Here is a 23,679-nt window from a genome sequence, read left to right on the forward strand (position 1 = left end):
GATGGAGCTGGATGGGGTGGGGTGGGGTGGGGTGGGGTGTCGTACGGGTCTGATGGGATGAGCTGATGCAGGCGTACCGGTTGGTGCGGCGGCCCGGGGGGCCGGCGCGGGGGGACGGGGGCGTGCCGGAGGGCAGCACCTCGGCTGCCGGTGCCACTGCGAGCAACGACGGTGGGGCTGGGCGGCTGGCCGATCCGGTGCAGGCGGAGGTCGTCGCGCACACCGACGGGCCGATGTTGGTGCTCGGCGGCCCGGGCACCGGCAAGACCAGCACCCTGGTCGAAGCGGTCGCCAACCGGGTGGCCGAGGGGGTCGACCCCGAACGGGTCCTCGTGCTCACCTTCGGCCGGCGGGGAGCCACGGCGCTCCGCCAGCGGATCGAGGCCCGGGTGGCGCAGGACGGCCACCGGGTGCTGCGCGAGCCGCTGGTGCGTACCTTCCCGGCGTACGCCTTCGGGCTGCTCCGCCGGGCCGCCGCCGAGCGCGGCGAGCCGTCGCCCCGCCTGCTCACCGGCCCTGAGCAGGATCTGATCATCCGCGAGTTGTTGGACGTGGTGGGTGAGGAGCCCGAGGACGACCCGGTCGGCTGGCCGACGGACCTGCGGCCGGCGCTGCGTACCCGGGCCTTCGCCAGCCAGTTGCGTGACCTGCTCATGCGCGCCGCCGAGCGGGGCGTGGGCCCGGTCGAGCTGGCCCGGCTGGGCGAGAAGCTGGGTCGCGCCGACTGGCCGGCCGCCGCCCGCTTCCTCCGGGAGTACGTCGCGGTGCTCGCGCTGCGCGACGTCAGCAACCGGGGCTCGATCGCGTACGACCCCGCCGAACTGGTCCGGGCTGCCACCGGGCTGCTGCGCGACGACGAGGAGCTGCTGGCCGCCGAGCGCCGTCGGCTCGCCCACGTGTACGTCGACGAGTTGGCCGACACCGACCCCGCCCAGCTCGACCTGCTCTCGGTGATCGCCGACGGGGGCAAGCCCCTGGTCGCCTTCGCCGATCCGGATTCGTCCACGTACGCCTTCCGGGGTGCCGACCCGGCCGGGGTGACCACCTTCGGGCACCGGTTCCGGACGGCCTCGGGCGCACCCGCCGCGCAGGTCCTGCTGAGCACGTCCTACCGGGCCGGGCCGGGTCTGCTCGCCGCGACGGCCCGGTTGGGCCGCCGGCTGCGGGGTCCGGCGGCGCATCGCCGGTTGCATCCGCTGCCCGACGCTCCGGCCGGCGTGGTCGAGGTGCACACCTTCCGGTCGGCGACCAGCGAGGCGGCCTGGCTGGCCCACGCGCTGCGCGCCGCCCACCTGCTCGACGGCGTGCCGTGGTCGCGGATGGCGGTGCTGGTGCGGTCCACCGCGTTGCAACTCCCCACCTTGCAGCGGGCGCTGCACGCGGCCGGTGTGCCCACCATCGTGCACGGCGAGGATCTGCCCCTGCACCTGCAACCGGCGGTGGCGCCGCTGCTGCTCCTGCTGCGCTGCGCGCTCGAGCCGGAACGGTTGGACGAGGAATCCGCGGTCGCGCTGCTGCACTCGTCGCTGGGCGGGGCGGACCCGCTGGCCGAGCGGCGGCTACGGCAGGGCCTGCGCGCGCTGGCGCTCTCCGGTGGGGACCGGCGACCGTCCGGCGAGCTGATCGTCGAGGCGTTGCGCGACCCGGCCGAGCTGGCCGGCATCGAGCGTCGTTGGGCCGAGCCGGCGCAGGCGGTGGCCGAGCTGCTGGCAACCGCCCGGGCCACCGCCGCCCAGCCCGGCGCGACCGCCGAGGACGTGCTCTGGGCCGTCTGGCACGCCAGCGGGCTGGCCGAACGCTGGGCCGGCGCGATCAGCGAGGGGCGTCCGGCGGCCGGCGAGGGGGACCTGGCCCGGCGGCGGCGGGCCGAGGCGGCCGACCGTGACCTGGACGCGGTGCTGGTGCTCTTCGACGCGGCGGCCCGGTTCACCGACCGGCTCCCCGGTGCCCGCACCGAGGTCTTCCTCGACCACGTGCTCGGCCAGGACCTGCCGGCGGACACGATCGCCCCGACCGCCGACCGGGGCGCGGCGGTCCGGCTGCTCACCGCGCACGCCGCGAAGGGCCTGGAGTGGGACCTGGTCGCCGTCGCCGGTGTGCAGGAGGGCATCTGGCCGGACCTGCGGCTGCGCGGCAGCCTGCTCGGCTCGGAGCGGCTGGTCGACGTGCTGGCCGGTCGGTCCTTCGGCGGTGCCAAGGTGGCGAACGTGGTGGGCCAGACCTCGGCGCTGTTGGACGAGGAGCGCCGGCTCTTCCACGTCGCCGTCAGTCGGGCCCGACACCGACTGCTGGTCAGCGCCGTGGCGTCGGCCGCGGTCGGCGGCGACGACCACGAGGAGCAGCCGAGCCGCTTCCTCTACGAGTTGGCTCCCGCCGCGCCACCCACCCCGCCGAACGACGCCGGCCCGGCTGACCCGCCCGCACCACCGGGCCCGCGCTCCGGCCCACCGTCCGGCGGCACGCCGACCGGCGACGGTCCCGACGGTGACGGCCGCAACGGCGACGGCCGCAACGGCGACGGCCGCAACGGTGACGGCCGCAACGGCGACGGCCCCGACGGCGGTGCACCGGCCAACGACGGTGAACCCGACCGGCCCGGCGCGCTGCCGGTCACCCGGCCGCCTCGGGCGCTCACCTTGCCGGCGTTGGTCGCCGAGCTGCGTACCGCGATCACCGACCCGGCCGCGCCGGCGGCCCGACGGCGCGTCGCGGCGGCCGAGCTGGCCCGCCTGGCCGCCGCCGGAGTGCCCGGCGCGCACCCCGACGACTGGTGGGGGCTGCGCGCGCTCTCCGACGACCGGCCGCTGGTCGATGAGGGTGCGCCGGTGCGGGTGACCCCGTCGGCGATGGAGAGCGCATTGCGGTGCAGCCTGCGCTGGCTGCTGGAACGGCACGGCGGCAGCGGCCCGACCAGCACCGCGCAGGGGGTGGGCAATCTGGTGCACGCCGCCGCGATGCTCGCCGAGGACGCCAGCGCCGATCGGGGCGCCCTGCTCGACTACGTGGCCGCCCGGTTCGATGCGATCGAGCTGGCCGCCCGCTGGATGGCCGGCCCGGAGCGGGAGCGCGCCGAGGCGATGGTCGACAAGCTGCTGCGCTGGCTGGCCACCAATCCGCGCCGACTGCTCGCCATCGAGCACGAGTTCGCGGTCCGCCTGGACGACCCGACCCGGCCGGTGGACCTGACCGGCCGCGTCGACCGGTTGGAGGTCGACGAGGCCGGGCGGCTGGTGGTGATCGACCTGAAGACCGGCAAGTCCACCGCGGTCACCGGCACCGAGTTGGCCGAGCACCCGCAGCTCGGCGCCTACCAGGCGGCGGTGGAGGCGGGGGCGTTCGCCGAGTTCGGCGACGAGTCCGGTGGTGCCGCGCTGGTGCAGCTCGGCACCTCGGCCAAGGACGCCAGGGAGCAGAACCAGCCGGCGGCCAGCGAGGGCCCGGCGGCCGGCTGGGCGACCGCGCTGGTGCGGCGTACCGCCGATACGATGGCTGCCGCCACGTTCGCCGCGGTGGCCAACTCAAAGTGCCGGGTCTGCCCGGTGCGGACCAGCTGCCCGGTCTCCGGGCAGGGGCGCCAGGTCGTCGAGCCGCCGACCGTCCGGAGCGCCCGGGAGGGCGAGGAGTGAGCTTGCGAGCCCCGCAGTCCCGAACGACGTTTCCGTGAGCGCGAGGAGTGAGCCGGGTTTGCGAGCACCGCATTCGCGAACGGAGGCGGCACCGGCATGACCCAGCCCACCCTGTTCGGGGTCGGCCCGACGCCGGCGCCCCGACTTGCCGACGCCGGCCCCCGGTACACCCCGATGGAGCTGGCCAAGCTGCTGCGACTGCCGGCGCCCACCCGGGAGCAGGCCGCGATCATCGCCGCGCCGGTGGAGCCGCTGCTGGTGGTCGCCGGTGCCGGGTCCGGCAAGACCGAGACGATGGCGGCGCGGGTGGTCTGGCTGGTGGCCAACTCGTACGTGCGTCCGGAGCAGATCCTCGGGCTGACCTTCACCCGCAAGGCGGCCGGTGAGCTGGCCCACCGGGTACGGACCCGACTCGACCAACTGATCCGCCGCCTCGGCCGGCAGGGCCGGGACCCGCTGGACGACCCGCTCGCCGGCGAGCCCACCGTCTCCACCTACCACTCGTACGCTGGGCGGATCGTCACCGAGCACGGGCTGCGGGCCGGCTACGAGCCGTCCACCCGGCTGCTCACCGAGGCGTCCCGCTGGCAACTTGTCGACCTGTTGGTGCGCAACTACGACGGCGACATGTCCGAGGTGGACCGGATGCCGAGCACCATCACCGATGCGGTGCTGGCGCTCGCCGGGGAACTGGACGAGCACCTGGTCGCCCCGGACCAGCTCGCCGGCTGGACCGGGCGGTTCTTCGCCGAGGTGCAGTCCCGGCCGGGCCGGGTCTACGCCGACGTACGCAAGGCGCTCGCCCTGCAGCAGACCCGGCTGCGCCTGCTGCCGCTGGTGCGCGCGTACGCCCGGCGCAAGGAGGACTTCGAGGCGATGGACTTCGCCGACCAGCTCGCCCGGGCGGCCCGGGTGGCCCGGGACCACCCGGCGGTCGGTGAGATCGAGCGGGAGCGCTTCCGGGTGGTGCTGCTGGACGAATACCAGGACACCAGCCACGCCCAGGTGGTGCTGCTCAACGCGCTGTTCGGCGGTGGGCACCCGGTGACGGCGGTGGGTGACCCGTGCCAGTCGATCTACGGTTGGCGGGGGGCCAGCGCGGGCACGCTGGACCGGTTCCCCACCGAGTTCGCCCGGGTCGACGGCCAGCCGGCCACGGCACTCGGGCTCACCACCAGTTGGCGCAACCGCCCGGAGATCCTCCGGGTGGCGAACGCGCTGGCCACCCCGCTGCGCGCGGCCGGCGCCCGGGTGCCCGAGCTGCGTTCCGCGCTGACCGTGCTGGACCCGATCCCACACCGCAGCCCCGGCGGTGCCGCGGGCGGCACCGTGCACTGCGCGCTGCTGCCCACGTACGCCGAGGAGGCGGGCTGGATCGCCGACAGCGTGCTCGCCGCCTGGCGTGGCGCGGCCCGGATGCCCGGCGCGGCGCCCGAACACATCCCGGTGGCGCAACGCCCGACCACCGCCGTGCTGGTCCGGGTCCGCAGCCAGATCCCGGCGATCGAGTCGGCGCTGCGCGAGCGTGGCCTCCCGGTCGAGGTGGTCGGGCTTGGCGGCCTGCTGGACACCCCCGAGGTCCGCGACGTGGTCTGCACGCTGCGGGTACTGGCCGACCCGACCGACGGGGCGGCGTTGCTGCGGCTGCTCACCGGCGCCCGCTGGCGGATCGGGCCGCGTGATCTGGTGGCCCTGCATCGGCGGGCTCGGAGCATCGCCAACGCCCGTCGGCAGGTGGCCGCCGACGAGACCGCGGAGATCAGCCCCGACGTGCTGGACGAGGCGACCCTGGTGGAGGCGCTGGCCGACCTCGGCCCGGCGCAGGCGTACTCGGCGGAGGGCTTCGCGCGGCTGCGCGCGTACGGCCAGGAGTTGGCGCTGCTGCGTTACCGCCTGGACCAGGCCCTGCCGGACCTGATCGCGGACATCGAGCGGACCATCGGCCTGGACGTGGAGGTCGCGGTGCGAGCCGGCCGGGACGGTGCCGGCGACGCCGGCCTGGCCCGGGGGCACCTGGACGCGCTCGGTGACGTGGCGGCCCGGTTCAGCGGGGAGACCCCGGGCGCGACCCTCTCCGGCTTCCTGTCCTTCCTGTCCGCCGCCGAGGACGAGGAGCGTGGCCTCGCTCCGGGTGAGGTCGAGGTGGTGGAGGGCGCGGTGCAGGTGGTGACCGCGCACGCCGCCAAGGGGCTGGAGTGGGACGTGGTGGCGGTGGCCGGGCTGAGCCGGGGCCTGTGGCCCGGGCCGGTACGCAACTCCGACCACTGGCTGGGCGGGCTGGGTGTGCTGCCGTTCCCGCTGCGCGGGGACGCCGACGGTCTGCCCGAGCTGGAGCTCGACGAGGTGGCGGACCAGCGGGGCGTGGCCCGTGCGGTGACCGACTTCACCGATGCCTGGCGAGCCCACGACGAGCGGGAGGAGCGCCGGCTGACGTACGTGGCGGTCACCCGACCGCGCCGGCTGCTGCTCTGCTCCGGCTACTGGTGGGGAGAGGGGACCAAGCGGCCGCGCGGCCCGTCGGTCTTCCTGCGCGAGGTGTACGACGCCTGCCTGGACGGGGGCCCGGGGCACCTGGTCGACGCGTGGGCGCCGGAGCCGACTCCGGACGCGACGAACCCGACCGCCGAGGTGGTGCTCCGCGCGGAGTGGCCGGCCGATCCGCTGGGCGGTCGTCGTCCGGCGCTGGCCGAGGCCGCCACGCTGGTGCGTCGCCTGATGACGGACGGTCCGGCCGCGTCGGTGGTCGTTTCCGGGCCGGTGGGATCGGTCGAGCCGGCGATGGATCCGGAGGTGGAGCGCTGGCGGCGCGAGGCCGATCTGCTGCTGGCGGAGCGGGCCGAGCTGACCCGGCTCTCCGGCGCGGTCGAGGTGGCCCTGCCCGGCCAGTTGAGCGTCACCCAGTTGGTGGCGCTGCGCCGTGACCCGGCGGCGCTGGCCCGGGTGCTTCGTCGCCCGGTGCCGAACGAGCCCAACCCGTACGCCCGCCGCGGCACCGCGTTCCACGCCTGGCTGGAACAGCGCTTCGGCGCCGACCGGCTGCTCGACCTGGATGAGCTGCCCGGTGCGGCGGACGCCGACGCCGCGCCGGACGAGGCGCTCGTCGAGCTTCAGGAGCGCTTCCTGACCAGTGAGTGGGCCGAGCGGGCGCCGGTGGAGGTGGAGGTGCCGTTCGCCACCGTGATCGCCGGGGTGGTGGTGCGCGGGCGGATGGACGCGGTCTTCGCACGGCCCGGTGGCCGGTTCGACGTGGTCGACTGGAAGACCGGCGCGCAGCCCGCCGGGCCGGCGGCGGAGGTCGCCGCCGTGCAGTTGGCCGTCTACCGGCTGGCCTGGGCGGAGCTGGCCGGCGTACCGGTCGACCGGGTGGGCGCGGCGTTCCACTACGTCCGGCACGGGGTGACGGTCCGCCCCGCCGATCTGCTGGACGTGACCGGCCTCACGGCCTTGATCGCCCAGCTCCCGGAAGATTCCGCCCAACATTGACCGCGGCAGGAAAATCCGTGGTAGGTTGACCGGGTTGCAGTTTTGGTTACCAGAGACTCTGTGTGCGCCTGGCGGGATTGTGGCCCCAGGCGCTCTTTGTTGTGTCCGGAGTTCTCCGGGCGGGGCGACCAGAAGCGACAGGCGATTCGCGCATTCCCGCGCGGAGCGCTCCTCTTCGGGCCCGCAACAAGTGCGGGTCCGACGTTCCGTCAAGGAGACGAAACACATGGCTATTGGCACCGTGAAGTGGTTCAACGCTGACAAGGGCTTCGGCTTCATCACCCCGGACGGCGGCGGCGCTGACGTCTTCGCCCACTTCTCGGCGATCCAGTCCTCCGGCTACCGGAGCCTGGACGAGAACCAGCGGGTCGAGTTCGAGGTGACCCAGGGCCAGAAGGGCCCGCAGGCCGAGAACATCCGCCCGCTCTGATCTTCAGATCGGTTCTGATCTTCGGATCGGTCAGCTTCATCCGTCGCGCCCTCCGGGTGTGACGGCGACGGGACCGGCCCGCCCCGCTGTCGACCTGCTCACGCAGGCGGCGGCTCGGCGGCGGGCCGGCCCGTACTCCCTTCGGTTCGTGCTTGTGAGTCCCGGCGGACGTCTTCGCTGGCGACAGCGCCTCTTTGGCGCCCTCCCTCGACACGTGCCGCGTCGAGGAAGGCTCCTGCGTGACCACAGTTGTTCCTTCGTTCGCCCATTCCGGTCTGGCACCGGCGTTGCTCACCGCGCTGACCGCGCAGGGCATCACCGAGCCGTTCCCGATCCAGTCGGCCACGCTGCCCGACTCGCTCGCCGGCCGGGATGTGCTCGGGCGGGGTCGTACCGGTTCCGGTAAGACCCTCGCCTTCGGGCTCCCACTGCTCTCCCGCACCGCTGGCCGTCGCGCCCGGCCCGGTCGTCCACTGGCCCTGGTGCTGGTACCGACCCGTGAGTTGGCCCAGCAGGTCACCACCGCGCTGGCCCCGTACGCCCGCGCCGTCGGGCTGCGCTGCGCCACCGTCGTCGGCGGGCTGTCGTTGCAGCGTCAGGCGGACGCCCTGCGCGCCGGCGCCGAGGTGGTCGTGGCGACCCCCGGCCGGCTGCACGACCTGATCAACCGTGGCGACGCCCGGCTCGACCAGGTCGAGATCACCGTCCTGGACGAGGCCGACCAGATGGCCGACATGGGCTTCCTGCCGCAGGTCACCAAGCTGCTGGAGCAGGTCGCCCCGCAGGGCCAGCGGATGCTCTTCTCGGCCACCCTGGACGGCGGCGTGGACCGCCTGGTCCGCCGCTTCCTGAGCAGCCCGGTGACCCACTCGGTCGACCCGGGCACGGCCACGGTCACCGCGATGACCCACCACGTACTGCACGTCGACGCGCTGGACAAGCCCGCCGCGCTGACCCGGATCGCCGCCCGCGAGGGCCGCACCATCCTGTTCATGGGCACCAAGCACCGCGCCGACCGGCTCGCCCGCCAGTTGCTCTCCAAGGGGGTACGCGCGGCCGCGCTGCACGGCGGCAAGTCCCAGCCGCAGCGCACCCGGATCCTGGAGCAGTTCCGCAACGGTCAGGTGACGGCCCTGGTCGCCACGGACGTGGCGGCCCGCGGCATCCACGTCGACGGCCTGGACATGGTGGTCAACGTGGACCCGCCGACCGAGGCGAAGGACTACCTGCACCGGGGTGGCCGGACCGCCCGGGCCGGTGAGTCCGGCACCGTGGTCACCCTGGTCCTGCCCGAGCAGCGCCGGGACGTGTCCCGGCTGATGGCCACCGCCGGCATCCGACCCCAGTCGGTCCAGGTTCGCTCGGACGACGAGGCGCTGGTCCGGGTGACCGGTGCCCGTGAGCCGTCCGGCGTACCGGTGACGATCGTCGCCCCGCCGGCACCCGTGGCCCGGGGCCGCGTCGCCGGTGGCTCGGGTGCTCCGGCCGCCGATGGTGCCGCCCGTCCGGCGCACCGCGCGTCGGGCCGCTCCCGCCGCCCGCGCCGCCCCCGCACCGCCTGATCGGTACGCCCCGACCGACCCGCCCCGCTGAAGCGAGGCGGGTCGGTCCGTCTGTGGGTGCCGCGCGTCCTGCACTCGGCTGATCGGCTGAGTCGGTAATCAGCCTCGGCTGGGTCGGCTGGCCGACTGTGCGCCGGCCGTCCGTGGTCGAAGCTGTCCAGCGGGGGCAAGTCGGGCGGGGGTCCGGCGCGGGAGGGGTGGCCATGGCGGACGAGGCCGATTCGGGGGCGCTGCGCGAACTGATCCTGGTGGTCGCGGTCGCGTTCGCCGGATTACTGCTCGCCGTGGTGGCCGCCTTCGCACCCTGGCACGTCACCCCGGCGGGGGACGCTCCCGCCGGGCTGGTGGAGCTGCACGGTCCGGATGATCCGGGCTCCGGCTCGGCCGTCGCACACGGGGGCTGAGCAGCGACCGGCCCGACCGGTGCCGGCGAAGGGGCAGGCTCGGTCAGGAACGGTACGAGGTGTGGTTGGGTCGGCGGGGCACCGGCCCGACTACACCGCCACCGAGGACCTGCTCGTCGTCGGCGGGTTGGTAGCGGGCGAGCAGGTTGGCCAGGGTGGTGCTGTCGACCACCGTCGCGATCGCACCGTGCACCGCGAGCCAGACATCGGTCAGTCCGGCGGCCACTCCGTGGTAGCCGGCCCGCTCGGCCGGCAGTCCTCGCACCGTGGTCAGCGAGCCGCCCACCGCGCGCAGCACGTCCCCGACGGTGATCTCCTCGGGCGGGCGGCTCAACGCGTACCCGCCCTCGGCACCGCGATGGCTGACCAGCAGGCCGGCCCGGCGCAGGTCGAGCAGGATGCCCTGAAGGAAGCTGAGCGGGATCTCCTGCACCTCGGCCAGACTGGCCGCCTTCACCAGATCGCCACCGCCGCCGCCGCGATCGGCGGCAGCGGCGGCGACGGCGAGCATGGCCCGGAGCGCATAGTCGCTGCGCGCGGAGACGTACACGTCACTGACCAGCCTGGTCCAGCACGCCCCAACGGCGACGGATCGCCTTGTCCGCGGCACCGAACGCGGCGTCCACGACCAGGCCGAGCACCAGGATGACGATCATGGTGGAGAGCAGCCAGGGCGCGTCGGACAGTTCGCGGGAGTAGGTGAGCTGGGCACCGAGTGAGGTCTGCGAGATGCCGACCACGATCAGTTCGCCGGCCATCAGGCTGCGCCAGGAGAACGCCCAACCCTGCTTGAGCCCGGCGACGATCGCCGGCAGCGCGGCCGGTGCGATCACGTACCGGTAGAGGTTGATGCCCCGGGCCCCCAGGTTGCGACCGGCACGCAGCAACAGCGGCGGCACGTAGTCCACACCGGAGATCACGCCGTTGGCGATGGACGGCGCCGCACCGAGCACCACCACGAAGAAGATCGCCTTCTCGCTCAACTCGAACAGCAGGATGGCCAGCGGGAACCAGGCGATCGACGGCATGGTCTGCAACGCGGTGATCATCGAGCCGATGGCCGCCCGGAGCACCGTGGACCGGGCCACCGCCAGGCCCAGCAGCAGGCCGACGGCCACCGAGAAGACGTACCCGACGGCGGCCCGACGCAGCGTGGTGAGCAGGCCCTCCCAGAGCTGCGGGCCCTGCGCCTGGGCCACCAGTTCGCGGCCGACGGTCAGCGGGCCGGGCAGCGAGTATGGCGGCTTCCAACCCGACCAGACCACGATCTGCCAGGCCAGGATGGCGATGGCCAGCGCGGCCAGCTTGGGCCAGGTGGCCGCCCAGATGCGGGTGGCCCGGGAGAGCTCCTTGTCCCGGCCGGCGATCTCCAGCGCGTCGAGGCCGGAGATTTCCGCGTCGGCCCGGGCCGTGCTGGTGAGGGTGTCACTGGCCATGGCGGCCCACCTCCGTACGGAGCCGTTCGGTGACGTCGGCGGCGATGGCGGCGACCTCGGGGGAGTCGATCCGCCGGGGGCGCGGGATGTGCACCTCGGTGGAGTAGATGATCCGGCCGGGCCGGCTGGAGAGCAGGATGATCCGGTCGGCGAGCCGGGCGGCCTCGCGGACGTTGTGGGTCACGAAGAGCACCGAGAGCTTGCGCTCGGACCAGATCCGCTCCAACTCGTCGTGCAGGATGTCCCGGGTCATCGCGTCCAGTGCGCCGAACGGCTCGTCCATCAGCAACACGGGCGTGTCCAGGGCCAGCGTGCGGGCCAGCGCGACCCGCTGCCGCATCCCGCCGGAGAGCTCGTGTGGGCGCTTGCGGCCGAAGTCGTTCAGGTGGACCGTCCGCAGCAGCTCGGCCACCCGCGCGCGGCGCTCGGCCCGGGGCATGCCGCGCAGCTTCAGCGGCACCTCGACGTTGGCCTCGACGGTCAGCCAGGGAAAGAGCGCCGGCTCCTGGAACATCAGCCCCGGGCTTGCGCCACCGGCCAGGCCGATCTGGCCACCACTGACCCGGTCCAGCCCGGCGACCAGGTTGAGCAGCGTGCTCTTGCCGCACCCGGACGCGCCGACCAGACACACGAACTCGCCGGGCGCCACGTCCAGCGACACCCCGTCCAGGGCCAGGACGGCGTTCGCCCCGCGTCCGTACACCTTGGTCACGCCGGAGAGCGCGACCGCGGTGGTCGCGCTCTCCGGCGTCGTCGTGGTCGACGTCATGGTTGGACGACCTCGGGCTTGCCCTGGGCCTTGAGTGCCTTGTTCAGGTACGTCAGGTCGTACAGACCCTTGAGGTCCACCGGCTCGGTCAGCTTGACCTCGACGGCGTGGTCGAGCCCGGTCTTCAGCGAGGCGGAGATCGGGTCGTTGGTGAACTCCAACGTCGGCCACGCCTGCTTGATCAGCTTCAGGTCCAGCGGCTTGCCGGTGATCTTGCCGATCGCGTCGGAGATGGCCTGCTGGGCCTCCTCGGGCTTGCTGTTGACGAACTCGTTGGCGGCGACCTGCCCGTCGACCAGCTTCTGCACGACGTCCGGGTGTGCCTTGAGGAACTTGGTGCTGACCAGGAGGTTGGTGATGACGAACTTCTTGTCCGGCCAGAGGTCCCGCTCGTCGACCAGCACCTTGCCGCCGGCGTTGAGCAGCCGGGAGACGAACGGCTCGGGCACCCAGGCTGCGTCGATGGCGCCGCTGGTGAAGGTCTCCACCGTCTGGGCGTTCTCCTGCGGCACGATCTTGACGTCGCCGCCACCCTCCTTGGTGGTGGTCAGCCCCTGCTGCTTGAGCCAGTAGCGCACCGCCACGTCTTGGGTGTTGCCCAGCTGCGGAGTGGCGACCTTCTTGCCCTTCAGGTCCTGCGGGCCGTTGATGCCCGCCTTGACGACCAGCGCCACGCCGCCGGAGGCGGCGCCGGAGACCACCCGGACGGCCTCGCCCTTGGACTTGGAGAACGCGTTGACGGTCGGGTTCGGACCGATGTAGGTGGCGTCCAGTGCTCCGGAGAAGACCGCCTCGATCGCGGCCGGGCCGGCGTTGAAGGTCTTCGGATCCAGCTTCACGTTGGCGCCGAGCTTCTCGGCGAAGATGCCCTTCTCCACGCCGACCACCGCCGGCGCGTGAGTGATGTTGGGGAAGTAGCCGAGTCGCAGAGTCACCGGGCCGGAGCTGCCGCCCGCGCCCTCACTGTCGTCGCCGCACGCGGCGGTGCTGCCGAGGGTCGCCGCGCCGACCACGGCGAGGGTGGCCAGTGTGACCAACCGGCGCAGAGGGAGCCGTCTCATCGTCCCATCCAATCCGCAGTATTCCTACTTAGTTGGTAGGAAGACTGGGCCAGGGCGGGTTCACCGTCAAGAGCCATCCATATATCGGGATGCGGCGTCTCAGATATGTCGGTATTTCCTACCAGCTTGCTAGGGTAGGCGGCACCTCGGTGACCGGCAGAGAGGCAACCTCGTCATGACCTTCCACTGGTTCCTGCCCACCTCCGGCGACGGCGACCAGGTCGGCGCCGCCACCGTCACCGCGGGTGCCGCCCGGCACGACCGGGCCGCCACGGTGGCGTACCTGGCGGAGGTCGGCCGGGCCGCCGAGGCGAACGGCTTCGCGGCCGTACTCACCCCGGTCGGCGCCGGCTGCCCCGACCCGTGGATCGTCTGCGCGGCGGTCGCACAGCACACCGAGCGGCTCGGCATGTTGGTCGCGGTCCGGGCCGGCTTCGCGCTGCCCACCCTGATCGCCCAGCAGGCCGAGGCGTTCCAGGCCGTCTCCGGTGGCCGGCTTTCGCTCAACATCGTGACCGGCGGCGACCCCGCCGAGCAGCGGGCGTACGGCGACTTCCTCGACCACGACGCCCGCTACGCGCGTACCGGCGAGTTCATCGAGGTGCTGCGCCGGGCCTGGGAAGGCCGCCCGTTCGACTTCTCCGGCAAGCACTACCAGGTGGACGGTGGCGGGCTCGCCAGCCCGCTGGCCGTACCGCCGCCGCTCTACTTCGGTGGCGCGTCCCCGGCCGCCGAGACGGTGGCCGCCCGCCAGGCCGACGTGTACCTGATGTGGGGCGAGCCGCCGGTGGCGATCGAGGCCCGGGTGCAGCGGATCCGGGCGCTGGCCGCGGAGCAGGGGCGCACCCTGCGTACCGGGCTCCGGCTGCACGTCATCGCCAGGGCGACCAGCGCCGAGGCGTGGGCGGAGGCCGACCGGCTGTTGGCCGGGATGAGCCAGGAGCGGATCGTCGCCGCCCAGGCCCGGTTCCGGCGGATGGACTCGGTCGGCCAGGCCCGGATGGCCGTGCTGAACGCCGGCCGCACCGACGGGCTCACCGTCGCACCGAACCTCTGGGCCGGGGTCGGCCTGGTCCGCGAGGGCGCCGGCACCGCCTTGGTCGGCAGCTACGCCGAGGTCGCGGCCCGGATCGACGAGTACGCGGCGCTCGGCGTCGACGAGTTCATCCTCTCCGGCTGGCCGCACCGGGAGGAGGCCGAGCGGGTCGGTGCCGAGGTGCTGCCCCGGGTCACCGCCCCGGTGGCGGCGGCTCCGCCGAGGTCGCCGGTGGCGGGGGTGCCGACGCGCTAGGGTCGACTCCGTGGCGGCGCGGAGATCCAGAATTCCAGCGACCAAGTACCCGGTCGAACGGTTCACCCTCGACAACGGCCTGCGGGTGGTGCTCACCCCCGATCGCAGTGCCCCGGTGATCGGGGTGGCGGTGGTCTACGACGTGGGCATCCGCTCCGAGCCGGAGGGGCGTAGCGGTTTCGCCCACCTCTTCGAGCACCTGATGTTCCAGGGCTCGGAGAACCTGGAGAAGCTGGCCCACTTCCGGCACGTGCAGGGCGCGGGCGGCACCTTCAACGGCTCCACCCACCTGGACTACACCGACTACTTCGAGACGCTCCCGAGCAACGCGCTGGAACGCGCGCTGTTCCTGGAGGCCGACCGGATGCGCGGCCCCCGGCTGACCGAGGAGACCCTGCGCAACCAGGTCGACGTGGTCAAGGAGGAGATCCGGGTCAACGTGCTCAACCGACCGTACGGCGGTTTCCCCTGGCTGACCCTGCCGCCGGTCATGTTCGACACGTTCCCGAACGCGCACGACGGGTACGGCTCCTTCGACGACCTGGAGTCGGCGACCGTCGCCGACGCGGCCGACTTCTTCCGCCGCTACTACGCCAGCGGCAACGCGGTGCTGGCGGTCAGCGGCGACATCGACGTGGCCGAGGCGACCGAGCTGGTCACCCGACACTTCGGCGACGTGCCGGCCCGGCTGGCCCCGCAGCGGCCCGACTTCACCGAGCCGGACCTGACCGCCGAGCGACGCACCTCGTACACCGACGCGCTGGCACCGCTGCCGGCGGTGGCCGGCGCCTGGCGGGTGCCCGACCCGGTCACCGACTTCGCCGGCTACCTGCCGTACGTGGTGTTGGCCGAGGTTCTCACCGACGGTGACGCGTCGCGGCTGGTCGAGCGGCTGGTCCAGCGCGACCGCACGGTGACCAGCCTCGGCGGCTACCTCGGTTTCATGGGCGACCCGTTCGACGTGCGCGACCCCACCGCGCTGCTGCTCCAGGCCCACCTGCCACCGGGCGGCGACGTGGACAAGGTGCTGCGCACCATGGACGAGGAACTGGACCGGCTGGCCACCGACGGGCTGACCGACGGAGAGCTGGCCCGGACCCAGGCCCGGATGGCGACGCACCTGCTGCGGGACACCGACGCGGTGCTCGGTCGGGCGCTGCGGATGGCGGTACTGGAACAGCAACGCGGCGAGCCGGGCCTGCTCAACGAGCTGCCCCGGCTGGTCGGCGACGTCACCGAGGAGCAGGTCCGGGCCGCCGCGGCCACTCTGCGGCCGGAGCGTCGGGCCGCGGTCGAGGTTGTCGCGGGAGGTGCCCGATGACCACGACCGTCCCGGCCGGGCCGCGTACGCTGCCTCCGCTCGGCCCGACCCGCAAGCTCAAGGTGCCCAAGCAGGCCGAGCGCACGCTGCGTAACGGCCTCACCGTGATCGCGGTACGCCGGCCCGCCGTACCCCTGGTCGAGCTGCGGCTCTGGGTTCCGTTCGGCCGGGCCCACGTCGCCCGTGGCGCGATGCTCTCGCAGACCATGCTCTCCGGCACCGAGTCGATGACCAGCGTCCAGATCGCCGCCGAGTTGCAGAAGGTGGGCGGCGGGCTCTCCGCGGGCGTCGACCCGGACCGGCTGATGCTCTCCGGCGCCGGCCTGGTCACCGGCCTGGACCGGATGCTGGAGTTGCTGGCCGAGGTCTTGACCGGGGCCAGCTATCCCAGCGACGAGGTGGCCACCGAGCGGGACCGGCTGGTCGACCGGATCCAGGTCGCGCAGAGCCAGCCGGCGCACCTGGCGCGGGAGGCCCTGCTGAAGCGGGTCTACGGCCGGCACCCGTACGCCGCCCAGACGCCGGAGCCGGGTCAGATTCGAGCCGTCCGACCGGCCGCGCTGCGAACCCTGCACGCCGAGCGGGTGCACCCGGCCGGTGCGCAGTTGGTGCTGGTCGGCGACGTACAGCCGGAACGGGCCCTGGACGCGGCCGAGCGGGCGCTCGCCGGCTGGGCCGGAGCCGGGCGCAGCGCCGAGTTGCCGCCCACTCCTGCGCTGGAGCCGGGGCCGCTGCTGCTGGTCGATCGACCCGGGTCGGTGCAGTCCTCGCTGCGGATCGCCCTGCCGGCCGTGTCGCGCACCCATCCCGACCACGCCGCGCTGCAACTGGCCAACCTGATCTTCGGCGGCTACTTCTCCTCCCGCTGGGTGGAGAACATCCGGGAGGACAAGGGCTACACGTACGGGCCGCACTCGGTGCTTGAGCACTCGGTGGCCGGTTCGGTGCTGGTCGCCGCCGCCGAGGTGGCCACCGAGGTCACCGGCCCGGCATTGCTGGAGACGACGTACGAGCTGGGCCGGCTGGCGTCGCTGCCGCCGAAGCCCGACGAGTTGGAGCAGGCCCGCCAGTACGCCCTCGGCACCCTCCAGCTCGGCATGTCCACCCAGGCCGGGCTGGCCGCGCTGACCAGCGCGTACGCCGGTAACGGTCTTCGCCTGGACTTCCTCGCCGAGTACGCGGCCCGGCTGACCAAGGCGACCGTCGACGACGTGGCGCGGGTGGCGGCCGACTACCTGGCGCCGGCGCGGGCGGCGGTCGTGGTGCTCGGCGACGCCGAGCGCATCACTCCCGGGCTGGCCGCGCTGACCACGGTCCACACCGAGCCGGTCGAGTCGTGAGCGGGGAGACCGCGCCGCCACTGGCCCGGTCCACCCTGGACCGGGCCGCGCACCGGCGAAACGACTCGCAGTGGCTGACCGAGGCGTGGCTGCGCGCCCGGGTGCTGTTGCTCGACTCGACCGACGAGGGTCGGACGTTGACCCGCACCGACGCGTCGCCCCCGGCGCTGGTGCTGTTCGGCGCGGCGGATGTGCCGGCCGGGTCGGAGTCGACCGCCATGTTCCTCGGTGTCGAGCCGGACGGGGTACCGGTCTTCGCGGTCGACGCGCCGTTGCCGGCGTTGCCGGGCACCCGTGCGGTCAACCTGCGCGAGGTGGGCCACCTGCTCGCCGACCGGGAGGCCGGCATCTTCACCACCGCGCTGGCGTTGGTCAACTGGCACACCCGGCACAGCTACTCGTCGGCCACCGGCGCGCCGACGTCGGTGGACGAGGCGGGTTGGTCCCGGGTGGACCGCAACGGCGGGCGGGTGTGGCCGCACACCGACCCGGCGATGATCGTCCTGGTGCACGACGGGGTCGCCGGCCCGGACGGGCGCTGCCTGCTGGGTAACAACGCGGGCTGGCCGGGCACCCCCGGCGGTCGGCGTTACTCCTGCCTGGCCGGCTATGTCGAGCCGGGGGAATCGGCCGAGGCCGCCGTACTGCGCGAGGTCCGCGAGGAGGTGGGCATCGGGGTCGAGCAGATCGGGTACGTGGGCAGCCAGGCGTGGCCATTCCCCGGCTCGCTGATGCTGGGCTTCCTGGCCACCGCCGACCCGGCCGACCCGGTGCAGGTCGATCCGGCCGAGATCGCGTACGCGAGGTGGTTTTCCCGCCGGGAGATCGGCGCGGCGCTGGCGGGGCGGACGGTGGATGTGGGCGACGGAGCCCGGCTGATCCTTCCACCGCCGTCGTCGATCGCGCTGTTCCTCATCCACCGCTGGCTGGACGGCTGGGTGGACGCCGACCGTTGAACGCGGTCCCGGCTCGTGGCCGTCGTTGCCGCGACGGTCACGAGCCGGGAACACGGGCCGTCATGGTCGGGTGGGGTAGGAAACACGGCGGGGGAGCCGATCCGACCACGACGGACGTCTGGTTGATCAGGTGCCGGTGCGGCCCGGTCGTCGACGGAAGGCCGGTCGGGGCTCGCCCAGCGGCAGGACCTTGACCCGTTGCTTGCCGGCGCGGACCGCGCCGACCGTGGCCAGCGCCCTGGCCAGCAGCAACGCCGCGTCCCGATCCTCGGCGTGCACGGTCTGCCGGCGTGGCTCGGGCGTGGTGGTCTCGTCCCGGAGCCGGTGGCCATCCGCCCAGGCGGCGGCGATGTCCCCGTCGGCGACGGCGCGGATGTCGGTGCGAACGATCAGGAACCGCATGAGGGTCTCCGGATGAACCGCGACGGATGAGCCAGTGTGGAAGTTCCACGTGCTCGTTGGCCATGTTACGCCGCGTGTTCGTCCCAGCAACTCAAACTCGCCTATCGGATTTGAGCGTCGTCCGATCGGCGGATGCCTGGTCAGAGGCGTTGGCGGTGCACAACGCAACGGGGCCGCCGGCAACGCCGACGGCCCCGTTCCGGTCACCGGATCAGTTCAGATCGAACTGGCCCTTCTTTGCTCCCGCAATGAAGCCGAGCCACCCCGACCGGTTGAACTGCAGGACCGGGCCGCTTTGGTCCTTGCTGTCGCGCAGCGCCACGGCCGACGGGCCGGTGCCCAGTGGGGCGACCTCCACACAGTTGGAGGTCTGGCTACGGGTGCTCTTACGCCACGGGGCGTCCGCCAGCTGGTGGGCGGTGACGGACGGCGTTTTGCGGATGTCGTTCATGGTTCTGCTCCTGGTGTGAACCGTTCCGATGGGACGAGTGGCGCCGCACGTCCGACGGAGGGTCCCCCGTGGATCACCGGTCCGTCAGCCGCCCCGAGTCACGGCGACGTTGGGTCGGCGCCGATGCCGGCCCGAACGTCACTGTGGATGGGGGCGCCGCCTCGGTCAGCCGTCCCGTCGCCTCGATCAGCCACGTGAGGGTGTCCGAAGCGGTAAGTGCCGCCGTGCATAGCCACTCGAACACCACTTTATAGCGATTTAGCGCGAATGCCTCGGTCGACATGACGTCGGTGAACCCCCCTTCGATGGTCAACGTCTCCGGATCGAGCGGATCGGCGAACCGATAGAGGGAGAACGCGGTCGGCGGAAGGTACCAATGGCCGATCTGGGTGTCCCGGAGCAGCAGGTGCAGTGTCACGTTCGGCAGCAGCGCCAGGTCGCACAACTGGTGCAACTGCTCGCGCAGCACCTCGGGCGGACCGGCCCGGCGACCGAGGGCCGCCTCCTCCAGCACCGCGGTGTAGCGGGGAGCGTCGGGCTCCCGGGTCAGCAGTTCCTGGCGGGCCAGCCGTGCCTGCACCTCGGTCGCGGGCTCCTCGCCGTGCTCCGGCTCGCCGGCGCCCTCACCAACCTCACCGGCCGAGACGATCCGGAGCTGCGCGTACCCGGGGGTCTGCAACAGACCCGGCACCAGCACCGGGTTGTACTCGGAGATCTCCACGCAGCCCGCCTCCAACTCGGCCCAGCCGCGCTGCTGCTGTGTCATCACCGGGAAGTTCTTCAGCCAGCCCCGCATGTCACCGGCCTCGCCAACGAGGCGCATGAGCTCCTGCTGTTCGGCGTCGTCGGCACCGTAGAGCTTGAGCAGAACGCCCACGTCCTGTGGGTCCGGCCGACTGCGACCGTTCTCCAATCGGGACAGTTTCGACGCGGAGGCCCAGCCGATCCGCTCGATGACCTGGTCCCCGGTGAGGCCTGCGGTCTCGCGCAGGCGACGCAGCTCAATGCCCAACCGGCGACGACGCAGGATCGGGCTGGGTGCGGCAGGAGGCACGGTGTCCTCTTTCCCGTCGACCGCCGCAACGCGACGGTAACTGTATGAAATTCGCCCCCCACGGTCAGTATGGACGGCGCGACCGGCGTCGGAGGGTCCGGCGGGGGCGTGTCTTGCGAAAAATGGACCACGGGTACGCCGGACCACGACGGACCCACGGTCCCGCCCCGTCGACCACGCCCACCCCGGGCACGCCATCCCCGCCGGAGGGACCTCCCATGCGTACCGTCCTGCGCCGACCCGACTTCCGCCTGCTCTTCGTCGGTCTGCTGGCCAGCATGACCGCCGAATCGATCCTGCTGCTCGCACTCGCGATCTGGGTCAAGGATCTGACTGGCTCCGACGGGCTCGCCGGTGGAACGATCTTCGCGGTCATCGCCCCGATGACGCTCGCGCCGCTGGTCGGTTGGGTCGTCGACCGCTACCCGCGCCGAACCTTCTTCGTTGCCGCGAACCTGGTCACCGCCGTACTGCTGACGCCGTTGTTCACGGTCCGGGACGCGACCGACGTCTGGCTCGTCTACCTGGTGGCGGCCCTGTACGGCCTGTCGTACATCACGCTCAGCGCGGCGCTGAGCGGCCTGATCCGGCAGCTGGTGCCGGTGGAGTTGCTGGCCGAGGCGAACGGCGCGTTGCAGACCGTACGCCAGGGGTTGCGGCTGATCGGCCCGCTGGTCGGCGCGGCGCTCTACGCGGCGATCGGCGGGTGGGCGCTGGCCGGGGTCGGCATGGTCGGATTTCTGACTGCCGCCGCGGTGGTGAGCGCCCTGCCCACCCCGCAGTCGGCGCCGCCGATCGTGCGGCTGCGCTGGCCGGCCGAGTTGGGCGCCGGGCTGCGGCATCTGGCCGGTGAGCCGGTCCTGCGCCGGGCTCTGCTCGGCTTCGGGCTCGGGTCGCTGGTGATGGGCTTCAGCGAGTCGCTCATCTTCGCCTACGTCGACCTGGGGTTGGACCGGGACGCCACGTTCGTCGGCGTGCTGGTCACCGTCCAGGGCATTGGCGGTCTGCTGGGTGCGCTCTGCTCACCGGCGCTGGTCCGCCGGTTCGGCGAGGTCGGCACGCTGGCCGCCGGGGTCGCCCTGTTCGGGCCGGCGGCGCTCGCGCTCGCGTACCCCGATCTCCGGCTCGGGTTCGTCGCGGTGCTGCTGGCCGGCGTCTCGCTCCCGCTGCGGATGGTGGGGCTGCACACGCTGATCCAGCGGCGTACCCCGCCCGCGCTGGTCGGCCGGGTGGCCGCGGCGACCGAGGCGGTGGTCAGCGGGCCATCGGCGGTATCCATCGGCACGGGCGCGCTGCTGGTCGGGTTCCTCGACTACCGGGTGCTGTTCGCGCTGGTCGGGGTTGCCACCCTGGCCGCTGGCGCCTATCTCTGGCGGGGACGGCGCCTCGGCGCGGCAGCCGGCGTCCGTCCGCCCACCCCGCCGACCCCCCCGACCCTCCCGGCACCCCGACGTCCGGTCGAGGCCACCGACCGGCATGTGATCAGCGGCACCCGCCGGCCACCGTGGCGGTGACGGAAATCAGACACCACGAGCGGCCGACCCGGGTGGGTCGGCCGCTCGTCGCGGTGCTCCGGCCGGTCAGGCCGCGAGGGTCTCCAGGTGCTGCTTGACCTCGTTGATCGAGGGGTTGGTCAGCGCGCTGCCGTCGGCGAAACGCAGCGTCGGAACCGTCTGGTTGCCGCCGTTCACACTCATCACGAACTCCGCGGCCTTCGGGTCCTGCTCGATGTCGACCACCTCGTAACCGATGCCCGCCCGGTCGAGCTGCGACTTCAGCCGGTGGCAGTAGCCGCACCAGGGGGTGGAATACATCGTCAGCATGGTCGGATCCTCCAAGCTCCTCCGGCCGCCGGCTTGCGGATCAAGCCGAGGCTGTTCGTTGTAACGCCCGGGGGAGCTGAGATGATTCCTGGTTGTGGTGGTTCACTCAGCGTCGGAACGGGTGCTCGCCGGGCTGGATCCGGAGCAGCGCTCTGCGGTGACCGCACCCGCCGGCCCGGTCTGCATCCTGGCCGGCGCCGGCACCGGCAAGACCCGGGCGATCACCTCCCGGATCGCCCACCGCGCGCTCTCCGGTGAGATCTCCCCCCGGCACGTGCTCGCGGTCACCTTCACCGCGCGGGCCGCCGCCGAGATGCGGAGTCGTCTCACGGTGCTCGGAGTGGGCGGAGTGCAGGCGCGGACCTTCCACGCCGCCGCACTGCGTCAGGTGCGCTACTTCGCCCCCCGCCTGTTGGCCGGGCGGGCCATGCCCGAGCTGTTGGACAGCAAGGTGCGGCTGGTCACCCTCGCTGCCGCTCGGGTCGGCCTGCGCGCCGACCGGGCCGCCGCGCGGGACCTGGCCGGCGAGATCGAGTGGGCGAAGTCGTCGCTGGTCGAGCCGGCCGAGTACGTGGTGGCGGCGGCCCGGGCACTGCGCGACACGCCGCACGAGCCGGCGAAGGTAGCCGAGGTGTTCACCGCGTACGAGCAGCTCAAGCGTGGCAACGGCGTGATCGACTTCGAGGACATGCTGCGCGCCGCCGTGTGGGGCATCGAGGAGCACCGGGACGTCGGCGAGCAGGTCCGCAGCCAGTACCGGCACTTCGTGGTCGACGAGTACCAGGACGTCAACCCGCTCCAGCAGCGGTTGCTCGACGCCTGGCTGGGCGGCCGGGACGACCTGACCGTGGTCGGCGACGCCAGCCAGACGATCTACTCGTTCACCGGGGCGACCTCCGGATACCTGGTCGACTTCCCGCGTCGGCACCGGAATGCCACCGTGGTCCGGCTGGTGCGCGACTACCGCTCCACCCCGCAGGTGGTCGGCCTGGCCAACGCGGTGATCGCCCAGGCCCGGGGCACCGAGGCGCGGCTTCGGCTGGAGCTGAGCGGGCAACGCCCCGCCGGCCCCGAGCCGGATCTGCGGATCTTCACCGACGAGCCGACCGAGGCGAACGCGGTGGCCGCCCGCTGTCGGACGCTGATCGAGGCGGGCACGCCGGCGAAGGAGATCGCCGTGCTGTTCCGGATCAACGCGCAGTCCGAGGCGTACGAGAAGGCGCTCACCGAGGCCGAGGTTCCGTACGTGGTGCAGGGCGCGGAACGGTTCTTCGAGCGGCCCGAGGTACGCCAGGCGATGATCGCGCTGCGTGCCGCCACCCGGTCGATCCCGGGGGAGACGCCGTTGCCGGCCGCCGTCGTCGAGGCGCTCACCGCGGTCGGCTGGGCACCGGACGCGCCCCCGGCCGGCGGCGCCGCCCGCGAGCGCTGGGAGGCGCTGGCCGCGCTGGTCCAGCTCGCCGAGGAGTACGCGGCCACCCCCGAGGTACTGCCGATCGGCGAGGCGGCCTCGGTGGAGCGCGCGGTCACCCTGGCCGACTTCACCGAGGAGTTGACCCGCCGAGCCGCCCAGCAGCACGTACCGACGGTGGACGGGGTGACGCTCGCGTCCCTGCACTCGGCCAAGGGGCTGGAGTGGGACGCGGTCTTCCTGGTCGGCCTCGCCGAGGGCACCCTGCCCACCACGTACGCCAAGACCACCGAGCAGGTCGAGGAGGAGCGCCGGCTGCTCTACGTCGGGATCACCCGGGCCCGGGAGTGGCTCTGGCTGTCGTACGCCGCCGCGCGCTCGTCGGGCGGGCGGCCCCGGCGACCGTCGCGGTTCCTTCCGCAGCTGGACCGCTCGGGCGGGACCGAACGGGCCGCCGGTGGAGCCGGACCGGCCCGCCGCCCGGAGCGGCGCCGGACCCAGATCGTCTCCTGCCGGATCTGCGGCGCCACCCTGCTCGCCGGTCCGGACCGCAAGCTGGGCCGCTGCCCCACCTGCCCCTCGGACATCGACGATGAGCTGCACGAACGGCTGCGCGAGTGGCGGCAGCGGGTGGCCGGCACGCAGAAGGTCCCCGCGTACGTGGTCTTCACCGACGCCACGCTGATCGCACTGGCCGAACGGCGGCCCGGCCGGCCGGAGGAGCTGATCGCCATCGCCGGCATCGGGCCCCGCAAGCTGGGCCTCTACGGGGATTCGGTACTGGCGCTGGTGGGGGGCGCGGGGGTGGACGACGTCTGCCCGGAGAAAACTTTCGAAATCTCGTCGTAAATTCGTTTGC

The 23,679-nt window shown here is 73.1% G+C and carries 19 protein-coding genes; 11 read left to right on the plus strand and 8 right to left on the minus strand.

From position 1 onward, the window contains the following. Positions 1-65: 65 nt before the first annotated feature. The 5 genes from ACFQGL_RS02195 (at position 66) to ACFQGL_RS02215 (ending at position 9,505) form a co-directional block, all read left to right on the plus strand. Complete coding sequence (locus ACFQGL_RS02195; RefSeq protein ID WP_377504419.1) at positions 66-3,626, plus strand: ATP-dependent helicase; 3,561 nt, start codon at positions 66-68, stop codon at positions 3,624-3,626. Positions 3,627-3,722: 96 nt separating this feature from the next. Beyond that, positions 3,723-7,109, plus strand: a complete 3,387-nt coding sequence (locus tag ACFQGL_RS02200; RefSeq protein WP_377504422.1) for an ATP-dependent helicase — start codon at positions 3,723-3,725, stop codon at positions 7,107-7,109. Between the two features lie 226 nt (positions 7,110-7,335). Beyond that, positions 7,336-7,539, plus strand: a complete 204-nt coding sequence (cspE, locus tag ACFQGL_RS02205) for a transcription antiterminator/RNA stability regulator CspE (RefSeq protein ID WP_007464836.1) — start codon at positions 7,336-7,338, stop codon at positions 7,537-7,539. Positions 7,540-7,778: 239 nt separating this feature from the next. After that, entirely contained in the window at positions 7,779-9,101 is a 1,323-nt protein-coding gene (locus ACFQGL_RS02210) for a DEAD/DEAH box helicase (RefSeq protein ID WP_377504425.1), read from the plus strand. Between the two features lie 203 nt (positions 9,102-9,304). Continuing rightward, complete coding sequence (locus ACFQGL_RS02215; protein ID WP_377504428.1) at positions 9,305-9,505, plus strand: hypothetical protein; 201 nt, start codon at positions 9,305-9,307, stop codon at positions 9,503-9,505. Between the two features lie 43 nt (positions 9,506-9,548). On the opposite strand, the gene ACFQGL_RS02220 is transcribed toward ACFQGL_RS02215, so the two are convergent. The 4 genes from ACFQGL_RS02220 to ACFQGL_RS02235 are packed head-to-tail and all read right to left on the minus strand — an operon-like array spanning position 9,549 to position 12,771. Next, on the minus strand, positions 9,549-10,055 hold the full coding sequence (locus tag ACFQGL_RS02220; RefSeq protein ID WP_377504431.1) for an RrF2 family transcriptional regulator: 507 nt from the start codon (positions 10,053-10,055) through the stop codon (positions 9,549-9,551). A 1-nt stretch (position 10,056) separates the two neighbouring features. After that, on the minus strand, positions 10,057-10,941 hold the full coding sequence (locus ACFQGL_RS02225) for an ABC transporter permease (protein ID WP_377504434.1): 885 nt from the start codon (positions 10,939-10,941) through the stop codon (positions 10,057-10,059). Beyond that, on the minus strand, positions 10,931-11,710 hold the full coding sequence (locus ACFQGL_RS02230) for an ABC transporter ATP-binding protein (protein WP_377504436.1): 780 nt from the start codon (positions 11,708-11,710) through the stop codon (positions 10,931-10,933). The genes ACFQGL_RS02225 and ACFQGL_RS02230 overlap by 11 nt, the downstream gene beginning before the upstream one ends. Further along, positions 11,707-12,771: an ABC transporter substrate-binding protein gene (locus tag ACFQGL_RS02235; protein ID WP_377504438.1), complete on the minus strand. Its 1,065-nt coding sequence runs from the start codon at positions 12,769-12,771 to the stop codon at positions 11,707-11,709. The genes ACFQGL_RS02230 and ACFQGL_RS02235 overlap by 4 nt, the downstream gene beginning before the upstream one ends. A gap of 175 nt (positions 12,772-12,946) precedes the next feature. On the opposite strand from ACFQGL_RS02235, the gene ACFQGL_RS02240 reads away from it, so the two are divergent. Genes ACFQGL_RS02240 through nudC form a run of 4 tightly spaced genes read left to right on the plus strand, consistent with a single transcriptional unit; the run spans position 12,947 to position 17,679 of the window. Beyond that, positions 12,947-14,062 carry an LLM class flavin-dependent oxidoreductase gene (locus tag ACFQGL_RS02240; protein ID WP_377504440.1) on the plus strand — a complete coding sequence of 372 codons (1,116 nt, stop codon included), beginning with the start codon at positions 12,947-12,949 and terminating at the stop codon, positions 14,060-14,062. 10 nt (positions 14,063-14,072) lie between these two features. Continuing rightward, positions 14,073-15,383, plus strand: a complete 1,311-nt coding sequence (locus ACFQGL_RS02245) for a M16 family metallopeptidase (RefSeq protein WP_377504442.1) — start codon at positions 14,073-14,075, stop codon at positions 15,381-15,383. Next, complete coding sequence (locus ACFQGL_RS02250) at positions 15,380-16,723, plus strand: M16 family metallopeptidase (RefSeq protein WP_377504445.1); 1,344 nt, start codon at positions 15,380-15,382, stop codon at positions 16,721-16,723. The genes ACFQGL_RS02245 and ACFQGL_RS02250 overlap by 4 nt, the downstream gene beginning before the upstream one ends. Then, on the plus strand, positions 16,720-17,679 hold the full coding sequence (gene nudC, locus ACFQGL_RS02255) for an NAD(+) diphosphatase (protein ID WP_377504448.1): 960 nt from the start codon (positions 16,720-16,722) through the stop codon (positions 17,677-17,679). Before ACFQGL_RS02250 ends, nudC begins: the two co-directional genes overlap by 4 nt. A gap of 126 nt (positions 17,680-17,805) precedes the next feature. Here the strand turns inward: nudC and ACFQGL_RS02260 are convergent, their stop codons facing one another. The 3 genes from ACFQGL_RS02260 to ACFQGL_RS02270 all read right to left on the minus strand — a co-directional run bounded on the left by ACFQGL_RS02260 (position 17,806) and on the right by ACFQGL_RS02270 (position 19,586). Beyond that, a complete protein-coding gene (locus tag ACFQGL_RS02260) occupies positions 17,806-18,081 on the minus strand; it encodes a hypothetical protein (RefSeq protein ID WP_377504450.1) in 276 nt (91 codons plus the stop codon). A 211-nt stretch (positions 18,082-18,292) separates the two neighbouring features. Then, positions 18,293-18,532 (minus strand): DUF397 domain-containing protein, encoded by a 240-nt coding sequence (locus ACFQGL_RS02265; RefSeq protein WP_377504453.1) that lies wholly within the window; start codon positions 18,530-18,532, stop codon positions 18,293-18,295. A gap of 73 nt (positions 18,533-18,605) precedes the next feature. Further along, positions 18,606-19,586: a helix-turn-helix domain-containing protein gene (locus ACFQGL_RS02270; RefSeq protein ID WP_377504456.1), complete on the minus strand. Its 981-nt coding sequence runs from the start codon at positions 19,584-19,586 to the stop codon at positions 18,606-18,608. Between the two features lie 218 nt (positions 19,587-19,804). On the opposite strand from ACFQGL_RS02270, the gene ACFQGL_RS02275 reads away from it, so the two are divergent. After that, positions 19,805-21,100, plus strand: a complete 1,296-nt coding sequence (locus ACFQGL_RS02275; protein ID WP_377504460.1) for an MFS transporter — start codon at positions 19,805-19,807, stop codon at positions 21,098-21,100. A 66-nt stretch (positions 21,101-21,166) separates the two neighbouring features. Here ACFQGL_RS02275 and ACFQGL_RS02280 read toward each other — a convergent pair whose 3' ends face one another. Continuing rightward, positions 21,167-21,409 carry a mycoredoxin gene (locus ACFQGL_RS02280; protein WP_377504463.1) on the minus strand — a complete coding sequence of 81 codons (243 nt, stop codon included), beginning with the start codon at positions 21,407-21,409 and terminating at the stop codon, positions 21,167-21,169. Between the two features lie 94 nt (positions 21,410-21,503). On the opposite strand from ACFQGL_RS02280, the gene ACFQGL_RS02285 reads away from it, so the two are divergent. Next, on the plus strand, positions 21,504-23,669 hold the full coding sequence (locus ACFQGL_RS02285; protein ID WP_377504466.1) for an ATP-dependent DNA helicase UvrD2: 2,166 nt from the start codon (positions 21,504-21,506) through the stop codon (positions 23,667-23,669). The last annotated feature ends 10 nt before the right edge of the window (positions 23,670-23,679 follow it).

The organism is Micromonospora vulcania, assembly GCF_042658605.1.
Classification (GTDB): Bacteria; Actinomycetota; Actinomycetes; order Mycobacteriales; family Micromonosporaceae; genus Micromonospora; species Micromonospora vulcania.

Bases quoted from the DNA above. Each gene is read 5' to 3' on its own strand.
- ACFQGL_RS02195 (WP_377504419.1), top strand. From the start codon at position 66: ATGCAGGCGTACCGGTTGGTGCGGCGGCCCGGGGGGCCGGCGCGGGGG.
- ACFQGL_RS02215 (WP_377504428.1), top strand. From the start codon at position 9,305: ATGGCGGACGAGGCCGATTCGGGGGCGCTGCGCGAACTGATCCTGGTG.
- cspE (WP_007464836.1), top strand. From the start codon at position 7,336: ATGGCTATTGGCACCGTGAAGTGGTTCAACGCTGACAAGGGCTTCGGC.
- ACFQGL_RS02280 (WP_377504463.1), bottom strand. From the start codon at position 21,409: ATGCTGACGATGTATTCCACCCCCTGGTGCGGCTACTGCCACCGGCTG.
- ACFQGL_RS02265 (WP_377504453.1), bottom strand. From the start codon at position 18,532: ATGAACGACATCCGCAAAACGCCGTCCGTCACCGCCCACCAGCTGGCG.
- ACFQGL_RS02235 (WP_377504438.1), bottom strand. From the start codon at position 12,771: ATGAGACGGCTCCCTCTGCGCCGGTTGGTCACACTGGCCACCCTCGCC.
- ACFQGL_RS02225 (WP_377504434.1), bottom strand. From the start codon at position 10,941: ATGGCCAGTGACACCCTCACCAGCACGGCCCGGGCCGACGCGGAAATC.
- ACFQGL_RS02250 (WP_377504445.1), top strand. From the start codon at position 15,380: ATGACCACGACCGTCCCGGCCGGGCCGCGTACGCTGCCTCCGCTCGGC.
- ACFQGL_RS02275 (WP_377504460.1), top strand. From the start codon at position 19,805: ATGCGTACCGTCCTGCGCCGACCCGACTTCCGCCTGCTCTTCGTCGGT.
- ACFQGL_RS02260 (WP_377504450.1), bottom strand. From the start codon at position 18,081: ATGCGGTTCCTGATCGTTCGCACCGACATCCGCGCCGTCGCCGACGGG.
- ACFQGL_RS02230 (WP_377504436.1), bottom strand. From the start codon at position 11,710: ATGACGTCGACCACGACGACGCCGGAGAGCGCGACCACCGCGGTCGCG.
- ACFQGL_RS02200 (WP_377504422.1), top strand. From the start codon at position 3,723: ATGACCCAGCCCACCCTGTTCGGGGTCGGCCCGACGCCGGCGCCCCGA.
- ACFQGL_RS02240 (WP_377504440.1), top strand. From the start codon at position 12,947: ATGACCTTCCACTGGTTCCTGCCCACCTCCGGCGACGGCGACCAGGTC.